Annotated in this window: 19 protein-coding genes and 1 pseudogene; 14 read left to right on the plus strand and 6 right to left on the minus strand. The window is 62.8% G+C overall.

Annotated features, from left to right (window positions below):
* The 3 genes and pseudogenes from NKI50_RS19110 to NKI50_RS19120 form a co-directional block, all read left to right on the plus strand.
* Positions 1–661, plus strand: a pseudogene (locus tag NKI50_RS19110) (IS5 family transposase); the annotation flags it as partial.
* Between the two features lie 356 nt (positions 662–1,017).
* Positions 1,018–1,746, plus strand: coding sequence for a glycosyltransferase family 2 protein (locus NKI50_RS19115; protein WP_352717322.1), 729 nt, complete (start codon positions 1,018–1,020; stop codon positions 1,744–1,746).
* Positions 1,739–2,071, plus strand: coding sequence for a lipid-A-disaccharide synthase N-terminal domain-containing protein (locus tag NKI50_RS19120; protein WP_023674681.1), 333 nt, complete (start codon positions 1,739–1,741; stop codon positions 2,069–2,071). The genes NKI50_RS19115 and NKI50_RS19120 overlap by 8 nt, the downstream gene beginning before the upstream one ends.
* 28 nt (positions 2,072–2,099) lie before the next feature.
* Here NKI50_RS19120 and NKI50_RS19125 read toward each other — a convergent pair whose 3' ends face one another.
* Together NKI50_RS19125 and NKI50_RS19130 are read right to left on the minus strand one after the other, a co-directional pair.
* The gene (locus tag NKI50_RS19125) at positions 2,100–2,750 is read right to left on the minus strand and encodes an FMN-binding negative transcriptional regulator (protein ID WP_352495791.1); all 651 of its coding nucleotides are present in this window, start codon (positions 2,748–2,750) and stop codon (positions 2,100–2,102) included.
* A gap of 6 nt (positions 2,751–2,756) precedes the next feature.
* Positions 2,757–3,431 (minus strand): alpha/beta hydrolase, encoded by a 675-nt coding sequence (locus tag NKI50_RS19130; protein WP_023717356.1) that lies wholly within the window; start codon positions 3,429–3,431, stop codon positions 2,757–2,759.
* Between the two features lie 290 nt (positions 3,432–3,721).
* On the opposite strand from NKI50_RS19130, the gene NKI50_RS19135 reads away from it, so the two are divergent.
* The 7 genes from NKI50_RS19135 (at position 3,722) to sufA (ending at position 10,872) form a co-directional block, all read left to right on the plus strand.
* Positions 3,722–4,885, plus strand: coding sequence for a cysteine desulfurase family protein (locus tag NKI50_RS19135; RefSeq protein ID WP_352643926.1), 1,164 nt, complete (start codon positions 3,722–3,724; stop codon positions 4,883–4,885).
* Positions 4,886–5,072: 187 nt separating this feature from the next.
* The gene (sufB, locus tag NKI50_RS19140) at positions 5,073–6,590 is read left to right on the plus strand and encodes a Fe-S cluster assembly protein SufB (protein ID WP_352643927.1); all 1,518 of its coding nucleotides are present in this window, start codon (positions 5,073–5,075) and stop codon (positions 6,588–6,590) included.
* Positions 6,591–6,620: 30 nt separating this feature from the next.
* A complete protein-coding gene (gene sufC, locus NKI50_RS19145) occupies positions 6,621–7,376 on the plus strand; it encodes a Fe-S cluster assembly ATPase SufC (protein ID WP_023717359.1) in 756 nt (251 codons plus the stop codon).
* Between the two features lie 43 nt (positions 7,377–7,419).
* Positions 7,420–8,688 (plus strand): Fe-S cluster assembly protein SufD, encoded by a 1,269-nt coding sequence (gene sufD / locus NKI50_RS19150; protein WP_352481178.1) that lies wholly within the window; start codon positions 7,420–7,422, stop codon positions 8,686–8,688.
* A gap of 53 nt (positions 8,689–8,741) precedes the next feature.
* A complete protein-coding gene (locus NKI50_RS19155) occupies positions 8,742–9,983 on the plus strand; it encodes a cysteine desulfurase (protein WP_352495793.1) in 1,242 nt (413 codons plus the stop codon).
* A 5-nt stretch (positions 9,984–9,988) separates the two neighbouring features.
* Complete coding sequence (locus NKI50_RS19160) at positions 9,989–10,381, plus strand: SUF system Fe-S cluster assembly protein (RefSeq protein WP_023717362.1); 393 nt, start codon at positions 9,989–9,991, stop codon at positions 10,379–10,381.
* A gap of 110 nt (positions 10,382–10,491) precedes the next feature.
* Positions 10,492–10,872, plus strand: a complete 381-nt coding sequence (gene sufA / locus NKI50_RS19165; RefSeq protein ID WP_006206001.1) for a Fe-S cluster assembly scaffold SufA — start codon at positions 10,492–10,494, stop codon at positions 10,870–10,872.
* A 227-nt stretch (positions 10,873–11,099) separates the two neighbouring features.
* Here sufA and NKI50_RS19170 read toward each other — a convergent pair whose 3' ends face one another.
* Positions 11,100–11,597, minus strand: a complete 498-nt coding sequence (locus NKI50_RS19170; protein ID WP_352641100.1) for a GFA family protein — start codon at positions 11,595–11,597, stop codon at positions 11,100–11,102.
* Positions 11,598–11,687: 90 nt separating this feature from the next.
* On the opposite strand from NKI50_RS19170, the gene NKI50_RS19175 reads away from it, so the two are divergent.
* Positions 11,688–12,011 (plus strand): TfoX/Sxy family protein, encoded by a 324-nt coding sequence (locus NKI50_RS19175; protein ID WP_023717364.1) that lies wholly within the window; start codon positions 11,688–11,690, stop codon positions 12,009–12,011.
* A 35-nt stretch (positions 12,012–12,046) separates the two neighbouring features.
* On the opposite strand, the gene NKI50_RS19180 is transcribed toward NKI50_RS19175, so the two are convergent.
* Positions 12,047–12,979, minus strand: a complete 933-nt coding sequence (locus NKI50_RS19180; protein ID WP_352641102.1) for a carbohydrate kinase family protein — start codon at positions 12,977–12,979, stop codon at positions 12,047–12,049.
* Positions 12,980–13,256: 277 nt separating this feature from the next.
* Here NKI50_RS19180 and recA point away from each other — a divergent pair, with 277 nt between their 5' ends.
* The 3 genes from recA to NKI50_RS19195 all read left to right on the plus strand — a co-directional run bounded on the left by recA (position 13,257) and on the right by NKI50_RS19195 (position 18,141).
* The gene (recA, locus tag NKI50_RS19185; RefSeq protein WP_023717366.1) at positions 13,257–14,354 is read left to right on the plus strand and encodes a recombinase RecA; all 1,098 of its coding nucleotides are present in this window, start codon (positions 13,257–13,259) and stop codon (positions 14,352–14,354) included.
* A 259-nt stretch (positions 14,355–14,613) separates the two neighbouring features.
* Positions 14,614–17,280 carry an alanine--tRNA ligase gene (alaS, locus tag NKI50_RS19190; protein ID WP_352641104.1) on the plus strand — a complete coding sequence of 889 codons (2,667 nt, stop codon included), beginning with the start codon at positions 14,614–14,616 and terminating at the stop codon, positions 17,278–17,280.
* Positions 17,281–17,346: 66 nt separating this feature from the next.
* Complete coding sequence (locus NKI50_RS19195; protein ID WP_352481174.1) at positions 17,347–18,141, plus strand: PhzF family phenazine biosynthesis protein; 795 nt, start codon at positions 17,347–17,349, stop codon at positions 18,139–18,141.
* A 277-nt stretch (positions 18,142–18,418) separates the two neighbouring features.
* On the opposite strand, the gene NKI50_RS19200 is transcribed toward NKI50_RS19195, so the two are convergent.
* Both NKI50_RS19200 and NKI50_RS19205 read right to left on the minus strand, forming a co-directional pair.
* Positions 18,419–19,045 (minus strand): glutathione S-transferase family protein, encoded by a 627-nt coding sequence (locus NKI50_RS19200; RefSeq protein WP_023717369.1) that lies wholly within the window; start codon positions 19,043–19,045, stop codon positions 18,419–18,421.
* An 11-nt stretch (positions 19,046–19,056) separates the two neighbouring features.
* Positions 19,057–20,268 (minus strand): NADP-dependent isocitrate dehydrogenase, encoded by a 1,212-nt coding sequence (locus NKI50_RS19205; protein ID WP_352717326.1) that lies wholly within the window; start codon positions 20,266–20,268, stop codon positions 19,057–19,059.
* Between the last annotated feature and the right edge of the window lie 104 nt (positions 20,269–20,372).

Raw genomic sequence — 20,372 nt, forward strand, 5'->3', positions numbered from 1 at the left:
TCCCGATCACACGGTGCTTTCGCGCTTTCGCAATCTGCTTGTCGGCGAAGGTCTGCTCGATAAGTTGTTTGGCGAACTGGACCGGTAGTTGGAGAAGGCCGGCGTGATCCTGAAGCGTGGCACGATGCTGGATGCCACGCTGATCAATGCGGTCTCGTCACCGCCGACGCTTGAGCGGCCGTCGAAGGATCCAGATGCCCGCATTACCGCGCGGCAGGGCAAGGGCGGCTTCACCTTCGGCTACAAGGCTCATGTCGGAGTGGATGAGGGCTCTGGCCTGATCCGCACGGTGATCACCACACCAGCCAACGTCAACGACACGGTCGTGGCTGACACCTTGATCTGCGGCGACGAGAAGACGGTTTGGGCGGACGCCGCCTACGACACCCATGCCCGCCGCGCCCGGCTCAAGGCCGAAGGCAAGAAGGTGCGCATCGCGCGCCGCCCCAACAAGCATCATCCGCAGCTGCCGCCGCGTCTCAAGCACTACAATCGCTTGATCGCCAGACGCCGGGCGGCGGTGGAGACCACCTTTGCTACCCTCAAGTGCCGCATGAAGCTGACCACGATCCGCTATGTCGGGCTGGCCAAGGCGACCGCCCAGGTGACGATGGCGGCGATCGCCTTCAACATGCGCCGATGGGCCGCTATCGCGGGATAGGTGCGCCTGAGTTCCGCCCATACAGGGTCGGACGACCGCCTGAAACCCCAAACAAGACGTCAAATCCCCCGCAAACAAGCGAACAACCGCCGCAACCCCGCCGCCGCAAGCTTTTGCTCATGACTGCGCAACAGGTCCACAAGGGGAGAAGGGAGAGCCGCGCGTCGCGAGACAAGCGGCTCTCCCCGGAACGGGTAACGTGGGAGGCCATCCAAACCTGAAGCGATCATCCTACACTTCCGGCGCGCCTGCTTGCGTCCTCGTTTCGGCTGGCGTAATGAGGCGCCGCACCAGCGGGGCTCATCCGCTGGACCGCGCGGCATCGATCGAATGCCATATCCTGTGACAGAGTCGAGATGCCGGAGATATCCATCGTCATTCCTTGCCGGAACGAGGCGGCGAACCTGCCGCTTCTGCTCGACGAGATCGGCGCTGCCATGGCCGGCCGCGACTTCGAGGTCATCGTCGTCGACGATGGCTCGACCGACGACACGCCTTCGGTCCTTGCCGCTCAGGCAGCGCTTCGCGCGTTTCCGCTGCGCCATCTCAGGCATGCGAAATCCGCCGGCCAGTCGCTCTCGGTACGCTCGGGCGCCTGGGCAGCGCGCGGCGATATCGTCGCCACCATCGACGGCGACGGCCAGAACGACCCCGGCTATATCCCAGTGTTGATCGACGCGCTCCGGCAGGCTGGTCCCGACGTCGGGGCTGCGCAGGGACAGCGTCTGAAGCGCCGCGACAGCAAGATCAAGCAGCTGGCGTCGCGTTTCGCCAACGGGCTGAGAAAGGCCATCCTGCACGACGAGACGCGGGATACCGGCTGCGGCCTCAAGGCGATCCATACCGATATTTTGAGGAAATTGCCGTTCTTCGACGGCACCCACCGCTTTGTTCCGGCGCTGGTCATCCAGGAGGGCTACCGCGTCGTCCATTGCGACGTCGTCGACCGCTCCCGCCGCCACGGCAAATCGAATTACGGCATCTTCGATCGCGGCCTGCAGGGCGTGCTCGATCTTGCCGGCGTCTGGTGGCTGCGCCGCAGGCGCCGCAGAATGCCCAAAGTAGAGGAAATCAGGCATGGGTAACGTGCTTCAGGAATTGGCGACCTGGCTTCACGATGTTTTCGTCAAGCAATTCGATGCCTGGGTCCTGCTCGGCTTCGTCGCCCAGTTCTTCTTCACCATGCGCTTTCTGGTGCAGTGGGTGGCGTCGGAAAAGGCCAAGCGCAGTGTCGTGCCGATCGCCTTCTGGTTTTTTTCGCTGTTCGGCGGCGGCCTGCTGCTGATCTACGCCATCCAGCGTCAGGATCCGGTGTTCATCGCCGGCCAGGCCATGGGCCTGTTGATCTATATCCGCAATCTCTGGCTGATCGCCAACGAGCGCAAGGCGGCGATGACCAAGGTCGATTGAGCCCGCAACCGGCCTAAGCCGATCGAGATTACTTGCCGTCCAGCCCGCCGTAGGACCTTACCAGTTCGATCATATCGGCCGAGTTGACGGTCTCGCTCTCGAGCCCCTCGGCGACGCCGACGCGGTCGGCGGCCGGCCGGTTCTGGCTGACTTTCCATTTGCCGCTGATTTCGGTGATCGCGATCTCCAGGCCGACAATGCCCTTGATCTGGGACTGGATGAAGGGAGCCGGCGCATCGGTCACCGCCCACGGCGCCGCGCGATTGCCCTCCTGCGACATCGTCAGATCGGAAATCTGCTCGGCCAACCAATCCTGGTCTTCGATCACCTTGACGATGCCGCGCACCTGGACGATGGCGTAGTTCCAGGTCGGTACCACCTTGCCGGTTTCACGCTTGGTCTCATACCAGGACGGCGTCACATAGGCATCGGCGCCCTGGAAGACGACCAGCACCGGCGCCAGGGGATTGTCGGCCAAAAGCCGCCATTGCGGATTGGCCTTGGCCAAATGGGCGCGCAGCCTGCCGTTCGGCGGCACATCGGCGTCTAGAAGAAAGGGAATTGCGTTGGCGACCGGCCCCTCGGTGCCGTTCGACACCAGCAGGCCAAGCGGATGCGCCCGGATCAGCCCGTGCAGGACGTCCGGCCGTGTTTCCTGGAAGTGAGGCGGTTGGTACATCGCCGACTATCTCAGCCGCTTCGGCCGTGGGTCGGACAATTCCCCGGCCAGCCGGCGATCGAGATAGTCCGCGCATTCCTCGATCAAAAGCTCCGCATGGTTGGCAAAGAAATGGTTGGCGCCGGGCAAGGTCTTCTGGGTGATGGTAATGCCCTTTTGCGTGTGCAGCTTGTCGACCAGGCCCTGCACGTCCTTGGGCGGCGCGACCTTGTCGGCGTCACCGTGGATGATCAGGCCGGACGACGGGCAGGGTGCCAGGAACGAGAAATCATAGGTATTGGGCTGCGGCGCGATCGAGATGAAGCCTTCGATCTCGGGCCGGCGCATCAGAAGCTGCATGCCGATCCACGAGCCGAACGAATAGCCCGCAACCCAGCAGCTCTTGGAATCCGGATGAAGCGACTGCACCCAGTCGAGCGCCGCGGCAGCGTCGGACAACTCGCCGGTGCCGTGGTCGAATTCGCCCTGGCTGCGGCCGATGCCGCGGAAATTGAAGCGCAGCGTGGTGAAATTGCGCTTCTGGAACATGTAGAAGAGGTCGTAGACGATCTTGTTGTTCATCGTACCGCCGAACTGGGGGTGCGGGTGCAGGACGATGGCAATCGGCGCGCTCTTTTCCTTCGAGGGCTGATAGCGACCCTCCAGGCGGCCGGCCGGACCGGTGAAAATGACCTCAGGCATGAAATACTCCACTTGGCATAAATTGCGCGGCGCCCGGAACAACTCTTCCTCTGGCCCCAGTCTTCCCTAGGCCCCAATCTTCCCTAGGCCCCAGGCTTCCCTAGGCCTTGACGCAGGGCGAGCGTCTTTCTAGAAGCTAGTTTAGAATTGTTCAAAACTGGGCGGCCAAAAAATTGTGGCTCGGCCACCCGCGCCGCAAGCCGCGTAAATAGGACGTCTTGCCTTGCAATTTCAAGGAAATAACGCGCTATCTTCGCGGAACGGCTTTTGAAGGGACCAGTTGGACGGAAATGGCCGGAGCACGCGCCTATCTCGACTACAACGCCAGCGTGCCGCTGCTTGCCTCGGCGCGTGCGGCCGTGGTCGCTGCGCTCGACGTCGCCGCCAACCCGTCCTCGGTCCATGCCGAGGGCCGCGCTGCACGGCGGCTGATCGAGGATGCCAGGCGCGAGGTGGCGCGACTGGTCAGCGCCAAAGCCGAGCATGTCGTGTTCACCTCCGGCGCTACGGAAGCGGCCTCGACGCTGCTGACCCCGGATTGGCATATGGGGCGCGGCGCCGTCCGCATGAGCCGGCTTTACGTGTCCGAGGCCGATCATCCCTGCCTGCTGAATGGCGGGCGCTTCCCTGCGGCGCAGGTGACGCGGATCGGCGTCGACGCCGATGGCATCGTCAGGTTCGACGCCTTGGCGGCAGCGCTCGGTGCGCATGACAAGGCCGACGGCTTGCCGCTGGTAGCCATCCACGCCGCCAACAACGAGACCGGCGTGATCCAGCCGGTTGGCCGCATTGCCGAAATTGTCAAGGCGGCGGGTGGCATCCTGGTTGTCGATGCGGTGCAGGCGGCCGGCCGCATTCCGCTCGATATGTCAGCGGGTTACGCTGACTATTTGATTCTCTCGTCGCACAAGATCGGCGGCCCCAAGGGCGTCGGTGCCATTGTCGCGGCGTCGGACTTGATGATGCCGAAGCCGCTGGTCAGCGGCGGCGGCCAGGAAAAGGGCCATCGCGGCGGCACCGAAAACCTGGCGGCGATTGCCGGGTTTGGCGCGGCGGCGCGTGAGGCGCTTGCCGGCTTGCAAACGATCGATGCGGTGCGGCAACGTCGCGACGAAATCGAGGCGATCGTGAAAACGCTGGTTCCGGATGCCGAATTCTTTGGGACCGGCGCGCCAAGGCTTGCCAACACCACATTCTTCGCTATTGCCGGCATCAAGGCCGAGACGGCGCAGATCGCCTTCGACCTGGCCGGCGTGGCGCTGTCGGCTGGATCGGCCTGTTCATCGGGCAAGGTCGGGCCGAGCCACGTGCTGAAGGCCATGGGTCGTGGCGACAGCCTTGGCGCGTTGCGCGTGTCGATAGGTCACGCGACCGGCGCTGAAGATATCGAGCTGTTCCGTTCGGCGCTGGCGACGATCGTCGCGCGGCGGGCAAACAGGGAAAAGGCCGCCTGAGCGCGGCAACGTGACATTTGGGCCTTACGGCCTGGTAGAGCCGTGCGTTCGCATTTGGCCGGGTGAATTTCCGGCATGAACGCACTATATAAAACTTACGCCACTTCGGGTGCCCAGGGGTGCTCGCTTGCGGTGCCATAGTTTGAAAACTGCCGGGCCTTGACCCCGGCGTGGATGGAGAACGCTGATGCCTGCTGTGCAGGAGACGATCGATCGAGTTCGAAAGATCGATGTCGACCAGTATAAATACGGATTCCAGACCGAAATCGCGATGGACAAGGCCCCCAAGGGCCTGAGCGAAGACATTATCCGCTTCATTTCGGCGAAGAAGGACGAGCCGTCCTGGATGCTGGAATGGCGCCTGGAAGCCTATCGCCGCTGGCTGACGCTGGACGAGCCGAAATGGGCGCGCGTCCACTATCCCAAGATCGATTTTCAGGACCTCTACTATTACGCGGCGCCCAAGAGCACGCCCGGACCGACCTCGCTCAGCGACGTCGATCCCGAACTGCTGAAGGTCTACGAGAAGCTCGGCATTCCGCTCAGGGAGCAGGAAATCCTCGCCGGCGTGCAGAAGACCGATGCCTCGGAGCTCGAAGAAGCCAGCGACAATGTCTACAAGTCGGGCCGCGTCGCTGTCGACGCGGTGTTCGATTCGGTCTCCGTCGTCACCACCTTCAAGAAGGAGTTGGCGCAGGCCGGCGTCATCTTCTGCTCGATCTCGGAAGCGATCCGCGAGCATCCGGAACTGGTCAAGAAATATCTCGGGTCGGTCGTGCCGACCTCCGACAATTTCTACGCAACGCTGAATTCGGCCGTCTTCACCGACGGCTCCTTCGTCTTCGTGCCCAAGGGCGTACGCTGCCCGATGGAACTGTCGACCTATTTCCGCATGAACGAGAAGAACACCGGCCAGTTCGAGCGCACGCTGATCATCGCCGAGGAGGGGGCTTACGTCTCCTATCTCGAAGGCTGCACGGCGCCGCAACGCGACGAGAACCAGCTTCATGCCGCGGTGGTCGAACTGGTCGCGCTCGACGATGCCGAGATCAAATATTCGACGGTGCAGAACTGGTATCCCGGCGATGCCGAAGGCAAGGGCGGCATCTATAATTTCGTCACCAAGCGTGGCGACTGCCGCGGCCATCGCTCGAAGATTTCGTGGACGCAGGTCGAGACCGGCTCCGCCATCACCTGGAAATATCCGAGCTGCATCCTGCGCGGCGACGATTCCAGCGGCGAGTTCTATTCGATCGCCGTGTCGAACGGCTACCAGCAGGTCGACAGCGGCACCAAGATGATCCATCTCGGCAAGAACACGTCGAGCCGCATCATCTCCAAGGGCATTGCCGCCGGCTTCTCGCAGAACACCTATCGCGGCCAGGTCTCGGCGCACCGCAAGGCGACCAACGCCCGCAACTTCACCAATTGCGATTCCCTGCTGATCGGCGACCAGTGCGGCGCACACACCGTGCCCTACATGGAAGCCAAGAATTCGACGGCGCAGTTCGAGCATGAGGCGACCACCTCGAAGATTTCCGACGACCAGAAGTTCTACGTCATGCAGCGCGGCATCCCGGAAGAAGAGGCGATCGCGCTGATCGTCAACGGCTTCGTCAAGGACGTCATCCAGCAGCTGCCGATGGAATTCGCGGTCGAGGCGCAGAAGCTGATCGGCATCAGCCTCGAGGGCTCGGTCGGCTGACCGGATAAGAATTTTCAGGAAAAAGAAAAAATGCTTGAGATAAAAAACCTGCACGCCCGCATCGTCGATGACGGCACCGAGATCATCCGCGGCCTGAACCTGACGGTCAGGGCCGGCGAGGTTGCCGCTATCATGGGTCCCAACGGCTCGGGAAAGTCAACGCTGTCCTATATCCTCGCCGGCCGCGAGGACTATGAGGTCACCGAGGGCGATATCCTCTATGACGGCCAGTCGATCCTCGAAATGGATCCGGCCGAGCGCGCAACCGCCGGCATCTTCCTCGCCTTCCAGTATCCGATGGAGATACCGGGCGTGGCGACGATGGAATTTTTGAAAGTGGCGATGAACGAGCAGCGCAAGGCGCGCGGCGAGGAACCGCTGAAGATCCCGGAATTCCTCAAGCGCGTGAAGGAAGCAGCGGCCTCGCTCAACATGGATATGGCGATGCTGAAGCGGCCGCTCAATGTCGGCTTTTCCGGCGGCGAGAAGAAGCGCGCCGAGATCCTGCAGATGAAGCTGCTCGAGCCGAAACTGTGCGTCCTCGACGAGACCGATTCCGGCCTCGATATCGACGCGCTGAAGATCGTCGCGGACGGCGTCAACACGCTGCGCTCGCCGGACCGGGCCATCGTCGTCATCACCCACTACCAGCGCCTGCTCCAATACATCGTGCCGGATACGGTGCACGTGCTCTACAGGGGGCAGGTCATCAAGTCGGGCGACAAGTCGCTGGCGCTCGATCTCGAGGCCAATGGCTATGCCGGCGTGATCGGGCAAGCCGCGTGAGATGCCAGCAGGCCCGGAAGGCAAGCCAAACAAGGCGATACTGATGAACATGCACACGACACCCCAGCGAACATTGGCCGAAACGGCGCTGATCGACGCCTTTGGCGAGCGGCTGTCGCTGCTGCCCGGCGACGGCGCGGTGATGCTGAAGCGCGACGATGCCATCGAGGCGATCAAGGGCGGCCTGCCGACGCGGCGCATCGAATCCTGGCATTATACGGACCTGCGCCGGCTGCTGACCTCGGTGCCGGACTTCGATCCGGCAGCGGTCGCGAAAGCCATTGCGCCGATCGTCGAAGACTCCTCGGTTTTGCCGGTCCTGAACGGGGTTTCGAGCGCGAAACTGCCCGATATCGAAGGCGTCGCCGTACAGCGCCTGTCGGAGAAGCTGACCGACGGCAGCATCGCGCCGGGGTTGGATCCCTATGGCACCGATGACGCGATCGGCGCGCTGAACACCGCCTTTGTCGCCGACGGCTATTTCGTCGACATCGCCGACGGTGCCGAACTGGAAAAGCCGCTTGAGCTGCAGAATTTGCAGGCCGGTGGACAGACGCATGTACGCCTGGCCGTCCGCGTCGGTGCCGGCGCCAAGGCTGTCATCGTCGAGCGCCAGGCGGGCGAGGGGGCGGCGCTGGTCAGCTCGGTCAGCCAGCTTGTGCTTGGCGAGGGCGCCGAAGTGACATGGCTCATCGTGCAGGAGCAGCCGGATACGGCAACACATCTCGCCCAGTTCAAGGCGCATCTCGGCAAGAATTCGAAACTGACGCTGTTCGTCATGAATGCCGGCGGCAAGCTGGTGCGCCAGGAGGTCGTCGTGAGGACGACCGGCGAGGGCGCCGACTTCACGCTGCGCGGCATCAATCTTTTGGCCGGCGACACCCATACCGACGTCACCATGGTGCTCGACCATGCCGTGCCGCACACCGCCTCGACCGAAGTCATCCGCAACGTGGTGACCGGCAAGGCGCGCGGCGTCTTCCAGGGTCGTATCAACGTCCACCAATATGCGCAGAAGACCAACGCCAAGATGGCCTGCAACACGCTGCTGTTGTCGGACGACGGTGAGTTTTCGACCAAGCCGGAGCTTGAAATCTTCGCCGACGACGTCGTTTGCGGCCATGGCGCGACCGTCACCGAGATCGACCACAGCCATCTGTTCTACCTGATGGCGCGCGGCATCGACGAGAAGACCGCGCGCGGCCTGCTGGTCAAGGCCTTCGTCGCCGAAGTGATCGAGGAACTGGACGACGAGGCCATCGTCGAGGCGCTGGAACGACGGCTCGACGATTGGTTTTTGACGCACGGGTAGAATTGGCCGAGGGGTGCTGGACGGAATGAGGCGATGCCTCGAGAGAGCTTGTGATGGACCAGAAAGTCGAAAACATTCCCTACGACGTCGAGGCGATCCGCCGCGACTTCCCGATCCTGTCGCGGCAAGTCTACGGCAAACCGCTGGTCTATCTCGACAATGGCGCCTCGGCGCAGAAGCCGCAGGCTGTGCTCGACGCCATCCAGCACGCCTATTCCCAGGAATACGCCAACGTCCATCGCGGCCTGCATTTCCTGTCGAACGCCGCGACCGACGCCTATGAGAACGCGCGCAAGATAGTACAGAGATTTCTCAACGCGCCGAGCACCGACAACATCGTCTTCACCTCGAACACCACGGCGGCGATCAACACCGTCGCCTATGGCTTCGGCATGCCCAATATCGGCGAAGGCGACGAGATCGTGCTGTCGATCATGGAGCACCACTCCAACATCGTGCCGTGGCATTTCATCCGCGAGCGGCAGGGCGCAAAACTGGTTTGGGTGCCGGTCGACGATCTCGGCGTCTTCCACATCGAGGAATTCGAAAAACGGCTGACCGACCGCACCAAGCTGGTTGCCATTACCCATATGTCAAATGCGCTGGGCACGGTCACGCCGATCAAGGAGATCGTGCGCATTGCGCACGCCCGCGGCATTCCGGTGCTGGTCGACGGCAGCCAGAGTGCCGTGCATATGCCGATCGACGTGCAGGATCTCGACTGCGATTTCTTCGTCTTCACCGGCCACAAGGTCTATGGCCCGTCGGGCATCGGCGTGCTCTACGGCAAGAAGGATATTCTGGAGCGGATGCGCCCGTTCATGGGCGGCGGCGAAATGATCGAGGAGGTGACGCAAGACATCGTCACCTACAACGACCCGCCGCACCGTTTCGAGGCCGGCACGCCGCCGATCGTCCAGGCGATCGGGCTGGGTGCGGCGCTGGAATACATGGAAAAGATCGGACGCGAGCGCATCGCCGCCCATGAGGCCGATCTGAAGGACTATGCGCATGAAAAACTGCGCGCCATCAACTCGCTGCGCATCTTCGGCGATGCGCCTGGCAAGGGCGCCATCATCTCGTTCGAGCTGCAGGGCATCCACGCGCATGATGTGTCGATGGTCATCGACCGGCAGGGCGTGGCGGTGCGCGCCGGCACGCATTGTGCCCAGCCGCTGTTGAAACGCTTCGGCGTAACATCCACATGCAGGGCGTCGTTCGGCATGTATAATACCAGGGCCGAAGTCGATGCTTTGGCCGATGCGCTGGAAAAGGCGCGAAAGTTCTTCGGGTGACGACCATGGATGATGCCAGCCACACCGCCGAGACCAATTCGGAAACGACGACCAATGCGGCGGTTTCCGGATCGACAATCCCCGCCGACGAATTGGCGCGGCTGACAGACGACATCGTCTCGGCGCTGAAGACGGTCTATGACCCCGAAATCCCGGCCGACATCTACGAGCTCGGCCTCGTCTACAAGATCGACATCGAGGACGACCGCTCGGTCAAGATCGACATGACGCTGACCGCGCCGGGCTGCCCGGTGGCCGGTGAAATGCCGGGCTGGGTCGAAAACGCCGTCGGCGCCGTCGAAGGCGTTTCCGGCGTCGAGGTCAACATGACCTTCGACCCGCCTTGGTCGCCCGACCGCATGTCGGAAGAGGCACAGGTAGCGGTGGGGTGGTACTAGCATCCGACCAGCCAAAGGCTGGCGCACTTGCGCCGGGTACAAAACTTCACCATTTTAGGTGAGGAATCATTCGGCAGACCTTGAACCTGCGCGCAATGGAGAAGGAAAGAATGGGACGCTTTGCCGTCATCACGATGACCGAAAAGGCTGCCGACCGGGTGCGCGAGATCGTCGCGACCCGTGAGAATGCGCATGGCATTCGCCTCGGCATCAAGAAGGGCGGCTGCGCCGGCATGGAATATACGGTCGACCTGGTGACCGAGCCCAACACTAAGGACGATCATATCGAGCGCGACGGCGCCCACGTCTATGTCGCGCCCGAGGCAGCCCTTTTCCTGTTCGGCACCGAGATGGATTTCGAGCAGACGACGCTACGCACCGGCTTCACCTTCCGCAATCCGAACCAAAGCTCGGCCTGCGGCTGCGGCGAATCGGTCGAGTTGAAGCCCGCCGATTTGAAGGCACTGGCCGAAGCCCGCGCTTCGGCCTGAGGCTTTTCCTTCGCCGTCCCCGGCGGCAATCGCATACGGGAGCCCCCACATCCGGCCCTTCGGGCCACCTTCTCCCCGATGGGGAGAAGAGGCTGGCGCCAGCGCTGGCGACTTCCTCTCCCCTCGGGGAGAGGTCGGATTGCCCCGAATTGCCCTTCGCAATTCGGTTGGCAATCCGGGTGAGGGGGCGCTTGCCCATACGCGATAGCGAACGGGGAGAAGAAACGCTAATCCACCCACATCCCGGTTCGTTTGTGCCAGTCGGCGATCGACTCTTCCGGGTAGACATCGAAGACCTTGTCGCCCTTGCCGATATCGGGCTCGACCCAGTTCGCCTTGTATTTCAGCATCAGATGCACCTTCTCCGGCGGCTTCGGCAGGTTTGTGTCGATTGCCGAGGCAAACGGATGCACCAGCTCCGGCCAGGTTGGATCGTAGAGCCAGAGTGCCGTCCCGCATTTCGTGCAGAAGTTCCGTTCGCCCGTCGAGATCTCGCGTTGCGGGTGCTCGTCGTCCTCGATCTCGGCCCGGTAGACGCCGAGATGGCGCTTGCCCTCGATTTTCAGCGTCTCGTAATCGGCGCCGAGATTGATGGCGAAACCGCCGCCGCCCTGCTGCTTGCGGCAGATCGAGCAGTAGCACAGCATGAACGGCACCGGCGTGTGGCTTTCCACCTGGAAACGCACGGCATTGCACCGGCAGGACCCTTTGAGCAGAAGCGGCATGAAAAACTCCGATGAAACTGATTCTGAACTTGTCAGGATGGTGCCGGTAGCGGCGATGACAAGGGGAAATCCCGGTGACATGATCGCGCCATGGACAACGAGCGCATAGAAGAGCTTTTCGAAGGCCTCGGCCCGGTCAGCATCCGCAAGCTGTTCGGCGGCAAGGGCATCTATTTCGATGGCGTCATCGTCGCCATTGTCATCCGTGGCGAATTGATGCTGAAGGCCGACGCCGAAAGCGCCCCGGATTTCGAAGCGGCCGGCTGCCGGCAATGGACCTATACCGGCTCGCGCCACGGAAAGCTGGTGTCGATGCCCTATTGGAGCGTTCCCGACAGCGCGTTCGACGATCCCGACGAGATGGCGATCTGGGCGCGCCGCGCCTACGAGGCAGGACGGCGCGCCGGCAAATAGGCTGCACCATGGCTTCGGCAATTCTGGGCCGCATTTCACGCCAGGTTCCGCGCCTCGGGCACGAGCGCCAGCGCTTCGGCAAAGCCGGCGCTGGTGAAAGCGGCGCTCTCGACGGTGAGCATAGCTGCGGCAACGCCTTCGCACAGTGCCGCGCGCAGCGTCAGGCCGCGCAGCCGGGCGGCGATCGTGGCACCTGCCAGCGCGTCGCCGGCGCCGCTCATATCCGCCCGCTTGTGTATCGGCGGTGGCAGGATCGAAAATGCGCCGGTTTCGTCGAAACCGAGCACTGGATCATCGCCGGCGGTCACCACGCCGCTTTTCAGACCGGCGCGTCTCAGGCCGTCGACGATGCCTTGATCATCAGCATCGATGTCGACGCCGGCGAGCACGCCGGCCTCGTGCCGGTTCATGAAGGCGAGTGCCAGAAGGTTAAGCACCGGCGTCAGCCGCGCCGCTTTGCTGGGCGAGACGGCAAGCGCAAACACCGGCTTGCCGGCGGCGAGAGCAGCCAGCCGCTCCACCGCGGAAGACGGCAGGTTGGCGTCGCACAACACCGCGTCGGCTGAATCGATCGCTTCGCGCACCTTGGCGCGGCGGATCTGCTTGGGAAGCGCCAGCTCGTAGAGCACCATGTCGGCAAGGCCGGCGATCAGCCTGCCGTCGCTATCGACCAGCATCGTATGGCTTGGCGTTGCTCGGTCGAGGAACACCGCCGACAAATCGGCAATGCCGGCCTCGGTGACGGCGCGTAAAACCGTGTCGCCCGGGGCATCGCCGCCGCGCACCGAAAGCAGCGAGGCCGAGACGCCGCGCCGCACCGCACAGCGTAGGGCGTTGAAGACGGCGCCGCCGACATGCTCGCGCATCGTGCCGGGGTTGGAAGCGGCCGGCACGAAGGCGCCGGCAACCCGGCCGCGCCGCTCGATATAGGCGCCACCCACGGCCAGGATCGTCGGGGATTTCATCATGCCGGCAAAATGCCCTTTGCTGTTGCCCGGGAGGAGACTAGGTCGCCGGACGGAACCCTGCAATCGCGGGTGCGATTCGGATGGTGACGGCAACGGCGCCGCATGCGAGGCGGGATGCGTCCGGAAGCAAAATTGCGAAACAAAAATAGAACAAATATGGATATCCGTTATTTTTCAAATCCTTGGGGCTCATTGACAAATGAGAACAAACGAGGTACATTCTTTTAAGGATTGCGGGATTGTCCGGCCTCCATTGACGACCACGGGGTGATGTATCATGGCTCAGAATTCTTTGCGGCTTGTAGAGGACAAAGCGGTGGACAAATCAAAGGCTCTGGATGCGGCGCTGTCGCAAATCGAGCGTGCCTTCGGCAAGGGTTCGATCATGCGGCTCGGCGCGAACGAGCAGGTCGTCGAGATCGAAACGGTGCCGACCGGCTCGCTTGGGCTGGACATCGCGCTTGGCGTCGGCGGCCTGCCGCGCGGCCGCATCGTCGAGATCTACGGACCGGAAAGCTCGGGCAAGACGACGCTGGCGCTGCACACGGTGGCCGAAGCCCAGAAGAAGGGCGGCATCTGCGCCTTTGTCGATGCCGAGCATGCGCTCGATCCGGTCTATGCCCGCAAGCTCGGCGTCGATCTCGAAAACCTGCTGATCTCGCAGCCCGATACCGGCGAACAGGCGCTGGAGATCTGCGACACGCTGGTGCGCTCCGGCGCCATCGACGTGCTGGTGGTCGATTCGGTGGCGGCGCTGACGCCGCGGGCCGAAATCGAAGGCGAGATGGGCGATTCGCTGCCCGGCCTGCAGGCCCGCCTGATGAGCCAGGCACTGCGCAAGCTCACCGCCTCGATCTCGCGCTCCAACACCATGGTCATCTTCATCAACCAGATCCGCATGAAGATCGGCGTCATGTTCGGTTCGCCCGAGACGACGACCGGCGGCAACGCGCTGAAATTCTATGCCTCGGTCCGCCTCGACATCCGCCGCATCGGCTCGGTCAAGGATCGCGACGAGGTCGTCGGCAACCAGACCCGCGTCAAGGTCGTCAAGAACAAGCTGGCGCCGCCCTTCAAGGTGGTCGAGTTCGACATCATGTATGGCGAGGGCGTCTCCAAGACCGGCGAGCTGGTCGATCTCGGCGTCAAGGCTGGCGTGGTCGAAAAGTCGGGCGCCTGGTTCTCCTATAATTCGCAGCGTCTCGGCCAGGGCCGCGAAAACGCAAAACTGTTCCTGCGCGACAATCCCGACACGGCGCGCGAGATCGAATTGGCGCTGAGGCAGAATGCCGGATTGATCGCCGAGAAATTCCTTGAGAACGGCGGCTCCGAAAGCAGCGACGACGGTTTCGAGGACGACGCCGGGGCGATGTAGGAAAAGCGACGCCTCCCGGAGCGTCAGCCAGGTTCGGATTTGATGTTTTGATTTTGAGTTTGCGTAATCGGTACATTTTGAACCGCCGGCCCCGTGCCGGCGGTTGGCGTTTGACGGCGAGTCAGACGCATTTCAAAGCGCCGGTGAAAGCCGGGATTTGAGCCCATTTGGTGTTTCTGGACAGGCTGCGGTGCGACCGCTAAAAGGCCATGTCTATTTTCCGCCGGCAGCCGGCGGTTCTCTCGAAAAGGCAGTATTCATGAGTGGCGTCAACGAGATCCGGTCGGCATTTCTCGACTATTTTCGCAAGGAAGGTCACGAGGTCGTCGCGTCGAGCCCGCTGGTGCCGCGCAACGACCCGACGCTGATGTTCACCAATGCAGGCATGGTGCAGTTCAAGAACGTCTTCACCGGCCTGGAGAAGCGGCCCTATTCGCGTGCGACGACTGCCCAGAAGAGTGTTCGCGCCGGGGGCAAGCACAACGATCTCGACAATGTCGGCTACACCGCGCGCCACCTGACCTTCTTCGAGATGCTCGGCAATTTCTCCTTCGGCGATTATTTCAAGGAACGCGCCATAGAGCTTGCCTGGAATCTGATCACCAGGGAATTTGGGCTGAAGAAGGACAAGCTGCTGGTCACCGTCTACCACACCGACGACGAGGCCGCCGCCTACTGGAAGAAGATCGCCGGCTTTTCCGACGATCGCATTATCCGCATCCCGACCTCTGACAATTTCTGGGCAATGGGCGACACCGGACCTTGCGGGCCGTGTTCGGAGATATTCATCGACCGTGGCGAGCACATCTGGGGTGGCCCTCCCGGCAGTCCCGAGGAGGATGGCGACCGTTTCCTCGAATTCTGGAACCTGGTGTTCATGCAGTATGAACAGGTGACGAAGGACGAGCGCGTCGACCTGCCGCGTCCGTCGATCGACACGGGCATGGGCCTCGAGCGCATGGCCTCCATCCTGCAAGGGGTTGAAAGCGTCTTCGAGACCGACCTGTTCCGCCACCTGATCGACGCTGCGTCGTCGGCGCTTGGCCGCGGTCCGGATGCGGACACCGTCGCATCGTTCCGCGTCATCGCCGACCACTTGCGTTCGTCCTGCTTCCTGGTCGCCGACGGTGTGCTGCCGTCCAACGAAGGGCGGGGCTACGTGCTTCGTCGCATCATGCGCCGCGCCATGCGCCACGCGCAGTTGCTCGGCTCGAATGAGCCGCTGATGTGGAAGCTGGTGCCGGCGCTGGTCCGCGAGATGAGCCAAGCCTACCCGGAACTGGTGCGCGGCGAGCAGATGATCACCGAGACGCTGAAGCTTGAGGAAACTCGTTTCCGCAAGACGCTGGTGCGAGGCTTGGGCTTGCTTTCGGAGGCGACGGAAAAGTTGGTCTCCGGCGACATGCTGGATGGCGAGACAGCGTTCAAGCTCTACGACACCTATGGCTTTCCGCTCGATCTGACGCAGGACGCGCTGCGCCAGCGCAACATCTCGGTCAACCTTGCCGGCTTCACCGAGGCGATGGAGCGGCAGAAGGCGGAGGCGCGCAAAAGCTGGGCTGGTTCCGGTGAGGCCGCAACCGAAACGGTATGGTTCGCGGTGCGTGAGGAGAACGGCGCCACCGAATTCCTGGGCTATGAGACCGAGCAGGCGGAAGGCCTCGTCCAGGCGCTGGTCAGGGACGGCAAGACCGTCGACAGTGCCGGCAAAGGCGACGCCGTTGCCGTGGTTGTCAACCAGACGCCGTTCTATGGCGAGTCCGGTGGCCAGATGGGCGATACCGGCGTCATTTCAGGCGACGGGTTCTCGATCGAGATATCCGATACGCAGAAGAAGGCCGATGGGCTTTCCGTCCATGTCGGCAAGGTGGCCAACGGCACGGTCAAGACGGGCGCGACCGTCGAGCTGAGGGTGGACCACGCGCGCCGCTCCAGGCTGCGCGCGAACCATTCCGCCACGCATCTGATCCATGAGGCGCTGCGCGAGGTGCTGGGTACCCATGTGGCGCAGAAGGGCTCACTGGTCGCGCCCGAGCGTCTGCGCTTCGACATCTCCCACAACAAGCCGATCTCGCCGGACGAGCTCGAAGAGGTCGAGCGCATGGCAAACGAAATCGTCGTTCAGAATAGCCCTGTAACCACGCGCCTGATGTCGGTCGACGACGCCATTGCCGAAGGCGCCATGGCGCTGTTTGGCGAGAAATATGGCGATGAGGTGCGCGTCGTTTCGATGGGCACAGGCCTGCATGGCGCCAAGGCCAACCGGCCCTATTCGGTCGAGCTATGCGGCGGCACCCATGTCAGGGCGACCGGCGATATCGGCCTGGTGCGCATCGTGTCCGACAGCGCGGTCGCTGCCGGCGTGCGCCGCATCGAGGCGTTGACCGGCGAGGCGGCCAGAAAGCATCTCGACGAGCAGGACAAGCGGCTGAAGGCGGCCGCCGCCGCGCTGAAGATTTCGCCGGCCGATGTGCCGGCCCGCGTCGAGGCACTGCTCGACGAGCGCAAGAAGCTCGAAAAGGAGCTGACCGAGGCGCGCAAGAAACTGGCGCTCGGCGATCGCTCGCCAGCCGGTGTGCCTGCGGAAAACGAAACGATTGCCGGTGTCGGTTTTCTCGGCAAGGCGGTATCGGGCGTCTCGCCAAAGGATTTGAAGCCGCTGGCCGATGCCGGCAAGAAGTCGCTCGGCTCCGGCGTCGTCGTCTTTGTCGGCGCCGGCGAGGACAACAAGGCGAGCGTCGTCGTCGCGGTCACCGATGATCTGACCGGCCGCTTCAGCGCAATCGATCTGGTGCGCGTCGCGTCCGCGGCCTTGGGCGGGCAGGGCGGCGGCGGTCGACCCGATATGGCCCAGGCCGGCGGCCCGGACGGCTCGAAGGCCGAAGACGCGATCGCTGCGGTGAAAGCGGCTCTCGAGGCGGCGTGAACCTGCACCGGGGGCGGGCACGGCCGAAATGGCGCGCCGCCCAGCGGACATCCTTGAGGGCCTGATATGCCGACGCTGACGATGTATCAGGTCGACGCCTTTGCCGAACAGGCCTTCCAGGGCAACCCTGCCGCCGTTCTCCTTTTGGAGGAGTGGCTGCCGGAGCAGGTAATGCAGGCCATCGCCAACGAAAACAATCTTGCCGAAACGGCGTTTGTGCGGGCGAATGGCAAAGGTTGGGATTTGCGCTGGTTCACGCCGGTCCATGAAGTCGACTTCTGCGGCCATGCCACTCTTGCGGCCGCCCATGTGCTGACCACGGAATACAGTGGTCAGGGCGAAATGGCCTTCGCCACCCGGGTGGGCGAGTTGCGGGTTTCCCAGCGGGAAGGGGCCTATCAGCTCGATCTGCCGTGTTTTCCGCCGCAGCCCGTCGAGGAAGAGCTGAAGTCGGCGCTGCAAGCGATATTGTCTCAGCGGACGGTTGCGGGCTTCCGCAATTTCGAGAACCTGTTTGTCGAGCTTGCCGACGAGACAAGCGTGCGATCTTTCGTTCCCGATCTGCTCAGGATCGGACGTTTTCATCCTCTCGGCTTGGTCATTACCGCGCCTGGGCAGGCCCATGATTTCGTCTCGCGTTATTTCGTGCCCGGAGCAGGCATTCCCGAGGATCCGGTAACCGGCTCCATTCATGCGACGCTGGTGCCTTACTGGGCTGAAAAACTCGGCAAGACGCATCTGTCGGCATTCCAATGCTCGCAACGCGGCGGGCACTTGCTATGCGAGCTGGCCGGAGATCGCGTGCTGATCACAGGCCGTGCGAAGACCTTTATGAAGGCGGAGATCTACCTTCCCGATTGAGCGGTATTTCGCAGTGGGTCGCCTTCGGCGAAGCTGCCGATCTCCCCCCTTGCGGGGGAGATGCCCGGCAGGGCAGAGGGGGGTGCTGTCCCTCCGACTGCCAGCCCAATCGGAGCCACGTTCTCAGGCCGTTCCCAATTGGAAAGGATCAGTCGAAGGTTAGCGATCCTTCACACCCCCCTCTGTCCTGCCGGACATCTCCCCCGCAAGGGGGAGATTGGATGTCACTTCGGCTTTCGCTAATCACCAGAAGGCCTATTGCCGAATGCTTGTCTCCTCACTCTGCCTTTTCGGTCTTCGCAAAACCCGCACGCGCCGCGATGCGCACATACCAATCCTGGATATCGGCAAACTCCGCCAGCAGTTTTCGCCCCTCGGCGACCTTGACGAAATAGCCGATGATCGGTGCGGCGTGCAGGTCGGCCAGCGTCAGTTCCGTCCCCAACAGCCAAGGCCCTTCGGCTTTCAGCGAAGACAGCGCCTGCAATGCCGTTCTCGCCTGCCTCAACCCGTTGGCGATCACGGCTTCGTCGGGCGGCGTTTTTTCCAGCCGCTCGACGGCGACATCCCAGACCATGGCCCTGTAGGCGTAGGCGTCGAGCAGGCCGGTGATCTGGTTCATGCGTGATCGAGGCCGGGCTTCGACCGGTTGCAGCGCCGGGCCGTCAAAGGCTTCGTCGACATAACGGGCAATCGCGCCGGTCTCGTAAAGGCGAAAGCCGTCATGCTCGAAGGCTGGGATGCGGCCGAACGGCTGGTGCTCGAAGTACCAGCCGGGAATGCCGTCCGCCGCAAAGATGTCGACGGGCACCAGCTCGTAGCCGACGCCCTTTTCCTCGAGCACCAGCCGCACGATGCGCACATAGACGCTGTAGTCCGCGCCGTAGACGACGGGCTTGTCCATGTCGGAGGAGCTCAGGCCATCGCCTTCTGCAAATTCTCGTCGATCTTGTCGAGGAAGCCGGTGGTCGAAAGCCATGGCTGGTCGGGACCGATCAGCAGCGACAGGTCCTTGGTCATGAAGCCGGACTCGACCGTCTGGATGCAGACCCGTTCCAGCGTCTCGGCAAAACGCTTCAGTTCGGCATTGTCGTCGAGCTTGGCGCGGTGGGCGAGGCCGCGCGTCCAGGCAAAGATCGAGGCGATCGAATTGGTCGAGGTCTCCTCGCCCTTCTGGTGCTGGCGATAGTGGCGGGTGACGGTGCCGTGCGCGGCCTCCGCCTCGACGGTCTTGCCGTCCGGCGTCATCAGCACCGAGGTCATCAGGCCGAGCGAGCCGAAGCCTTGCGCCACCGTGTCCGACTGCACGTCGCCATCATAATTCTTGCAAGCCCAGACATAGCCGCCCGACCATTTCAGGCTGGAGGCCACCATGTCGTCGATCAGCCGGTGCTCGTACCAGAGTTTCTTGGCCTTGAACTCGGCTTCGAACTCCGCCTCGTAGACCTCCTGGAAGATATCCTTGAAGCGGCCGTCATAGGCCTTGAGGATGGTGTTCTTGGTCGACAGGTAGACGGGGTAATTGCGCAGCAGGCCGTAATTCAGCGAGGCGCGGGCGAATTCGCGGATCGACTCGTCGAGATTGTACATGGCCATGGCGACACCGGCGCCGGGTGCGTCGAAGACGTCGTGCTCGATCACCTGGCCGTCCTCGCCGACGAACTTGATCGTCAGCTTGCCCTTACCGGGAAAGCGGAAGTCGGTGGCGCGGTACTGGTCGCCGAAGGCGTGGCGGCCGACGATGATCGGCTTGGTCCAGCCGGGCACCAGCCGCGGCACGTTCTTCATAATGATCGGCTCGCGAAAGATGGTGCCGCCGAGGATGTTGCGGATGGTGCCGTTCGGCGACTTCCACATCTTCTTCAGCTTGAATTCCTCGACGCGCTGCTCGTCGGGCGTGATCGTCGCGCATTTCACGCCGACGCCGTATTTCTTGATGGCATTGGCCGAACCGATGGTCACCTGGTCGTTGGTGGCGTCGCGGTGCTCGATACCGAGATCGTAATATTCGAGCTTGAGGTCGAGATAAGGGTGGATCAGCTTGTCCTTGATGAACTGCCAGATGATGCGGGTCATCTCGTCGCCGTCGAGTTCGACGACCGGGTTCGCCACCTTGATCTTCGCCATGGAAAGAATGCCTCGCTTTTGGGGAACGGAACGGCCTTGCCCGCACGGCTGCCGACCCTGGGATGCGGCCCGTATATCAAAGGCTTTTTGGCCGCGCAAACGGC

It is taken from the genome of Mesorhizobium sp. M0563, from assembly GCF_040321065.1.
Lineage (GTDB): Bacteria > Pseudomonadota > Alphaproteobacteria > Rhizobiales > Rhizobiaceae > Mesorhizobium.

Bases quoted from the DNA above. Each gene is read 5' to 3' on its own strand.
- NKI50_RS19115 (WP_352717322.1), top strand. From the start codon at position 1,018: ATGCCGGAGATATCCATCGTCATTCCTTGCCGGAACGAGGCGGCGAAC.
- NKI50_RS19120 (WP_023674681.1), top strand. From the start codon at position 1,739: ATGGGTAACGTGCTTCAGGAATTGGCGACCTGGCTTCACGATGTTTTC.
- NKI50_RS19125 (WP_352495791.1), bottom strand. From the start codon at position 2,750: ATGTACCAACCGCCTCACTTCCAGGAAACACGGCCGGACGTCCTGCAC.
- NKI50_RS19130 (WP_023717356.1), bottom strand. From the start codon at position 3,431: ATGCCTGAGGTCATTTTCACCGGTCCGGCCGGCCGCCTGGAGGGTCGC.
- NKI50_RS19135 (WP_352643926.1), top strand. From the start codon at position 3,722: ATGGCCGGAGCACGCGCCTATCTCGACTACAACGCCAGCGTGCCGCTG.
- sufB (WP_352643927.1), top strand. From the start codon at position 5,073: ATGCCTGCTGTGCAGGAGACGATCGATCGAGTTCGAAAGATCGATGTC.
- sufC (WP_023717359.1), top strand. From the start codon at position 6,621: ATGCTTGAGATAAAAAACCTGCACGCCCGCATCGTCGATGACGGCACC.
- sufD (WP_352481178.1), top strand. From the start codon at position 7,420: ATGAACATGCACACGACACCCCAGCGAACATTGGCCGAAACGGCGCTG.
- NKI50_RS19155 (WP_352495793.1), top strand. From the start codon at position 8,742: ATGGACCAGAAAGTCGAAAACATTCCCTACGACGTCGAGGCGATCCGC.
- NKI50_RS19160 (WP_023717362.1), top strand. From the start codon at position 9,989: ATGGATGATGCCAGCCACACCGCCGAGACCAATTCGGAAACGACGACC.
- sufA (WP_006206001.1), top strand. From the start codon at position 10,492: ATGGGACGCTTTGCCGTCATCACGATGACCGAAAAGGCTGCCGACCGG.
- NKI50_RS19170 (WP_352641100.1), bottom strand. From the start codon at position 11,597: ATGCCGCTTCTGCTCAAAGGGTCCTGCCGGTGCAATGCCGTGCGTTTC.
- NKI50_RS19175 (WP_023717364.1), top strand. From the start codon at position 11,688: ATGGACAACGAGCGCATAGAAGAGCTTTTCGAAGGCCTCGGCCCGGTC.
- NKI50_RS19180 (WP_352641102.1), bottom strand. From the start codon at position 12,979: ATGATGAAATCCCCGACGATCCTGGCCGTGGGTGGCGCCTATATCGAG.
- recA (WP_023717366.1), top strand. From the start codon at position 13,257: ATGGCTCAGAATTCTTTGCGGCTTGTAGAGGACAAAGCGGTGGACAAA.
- alaS (WP_352641104.1), top strand. From the start codon at position 14,614: ATGAGTGGCGTCAACGAGATCCGGTCGGCATTTCTCGACTATTTTCGC.
- NKI50_RS19195 (WP_352481174.1), top strand. From the start codon at position 17,347: ATGCCGACGCTGACGATGTATCAGGTCGACGCCTTTGCCGAACAGGCC.
- NKI50_RS19200 (WP_023717369.1), bottom strand. From the start codon at position 19,045: ATGGACAAGCCCGTCGTCTACGGCGCGGACTACAGCGTCTATGTGCGC.
- NKI50_RS19205 (WP_352717326.1), bottom strand. From the start codon at position 20,268: ATGGCGAAGATCAAGGTGGCGAACCCGGTCGTCGAACTCGACGGCGAC.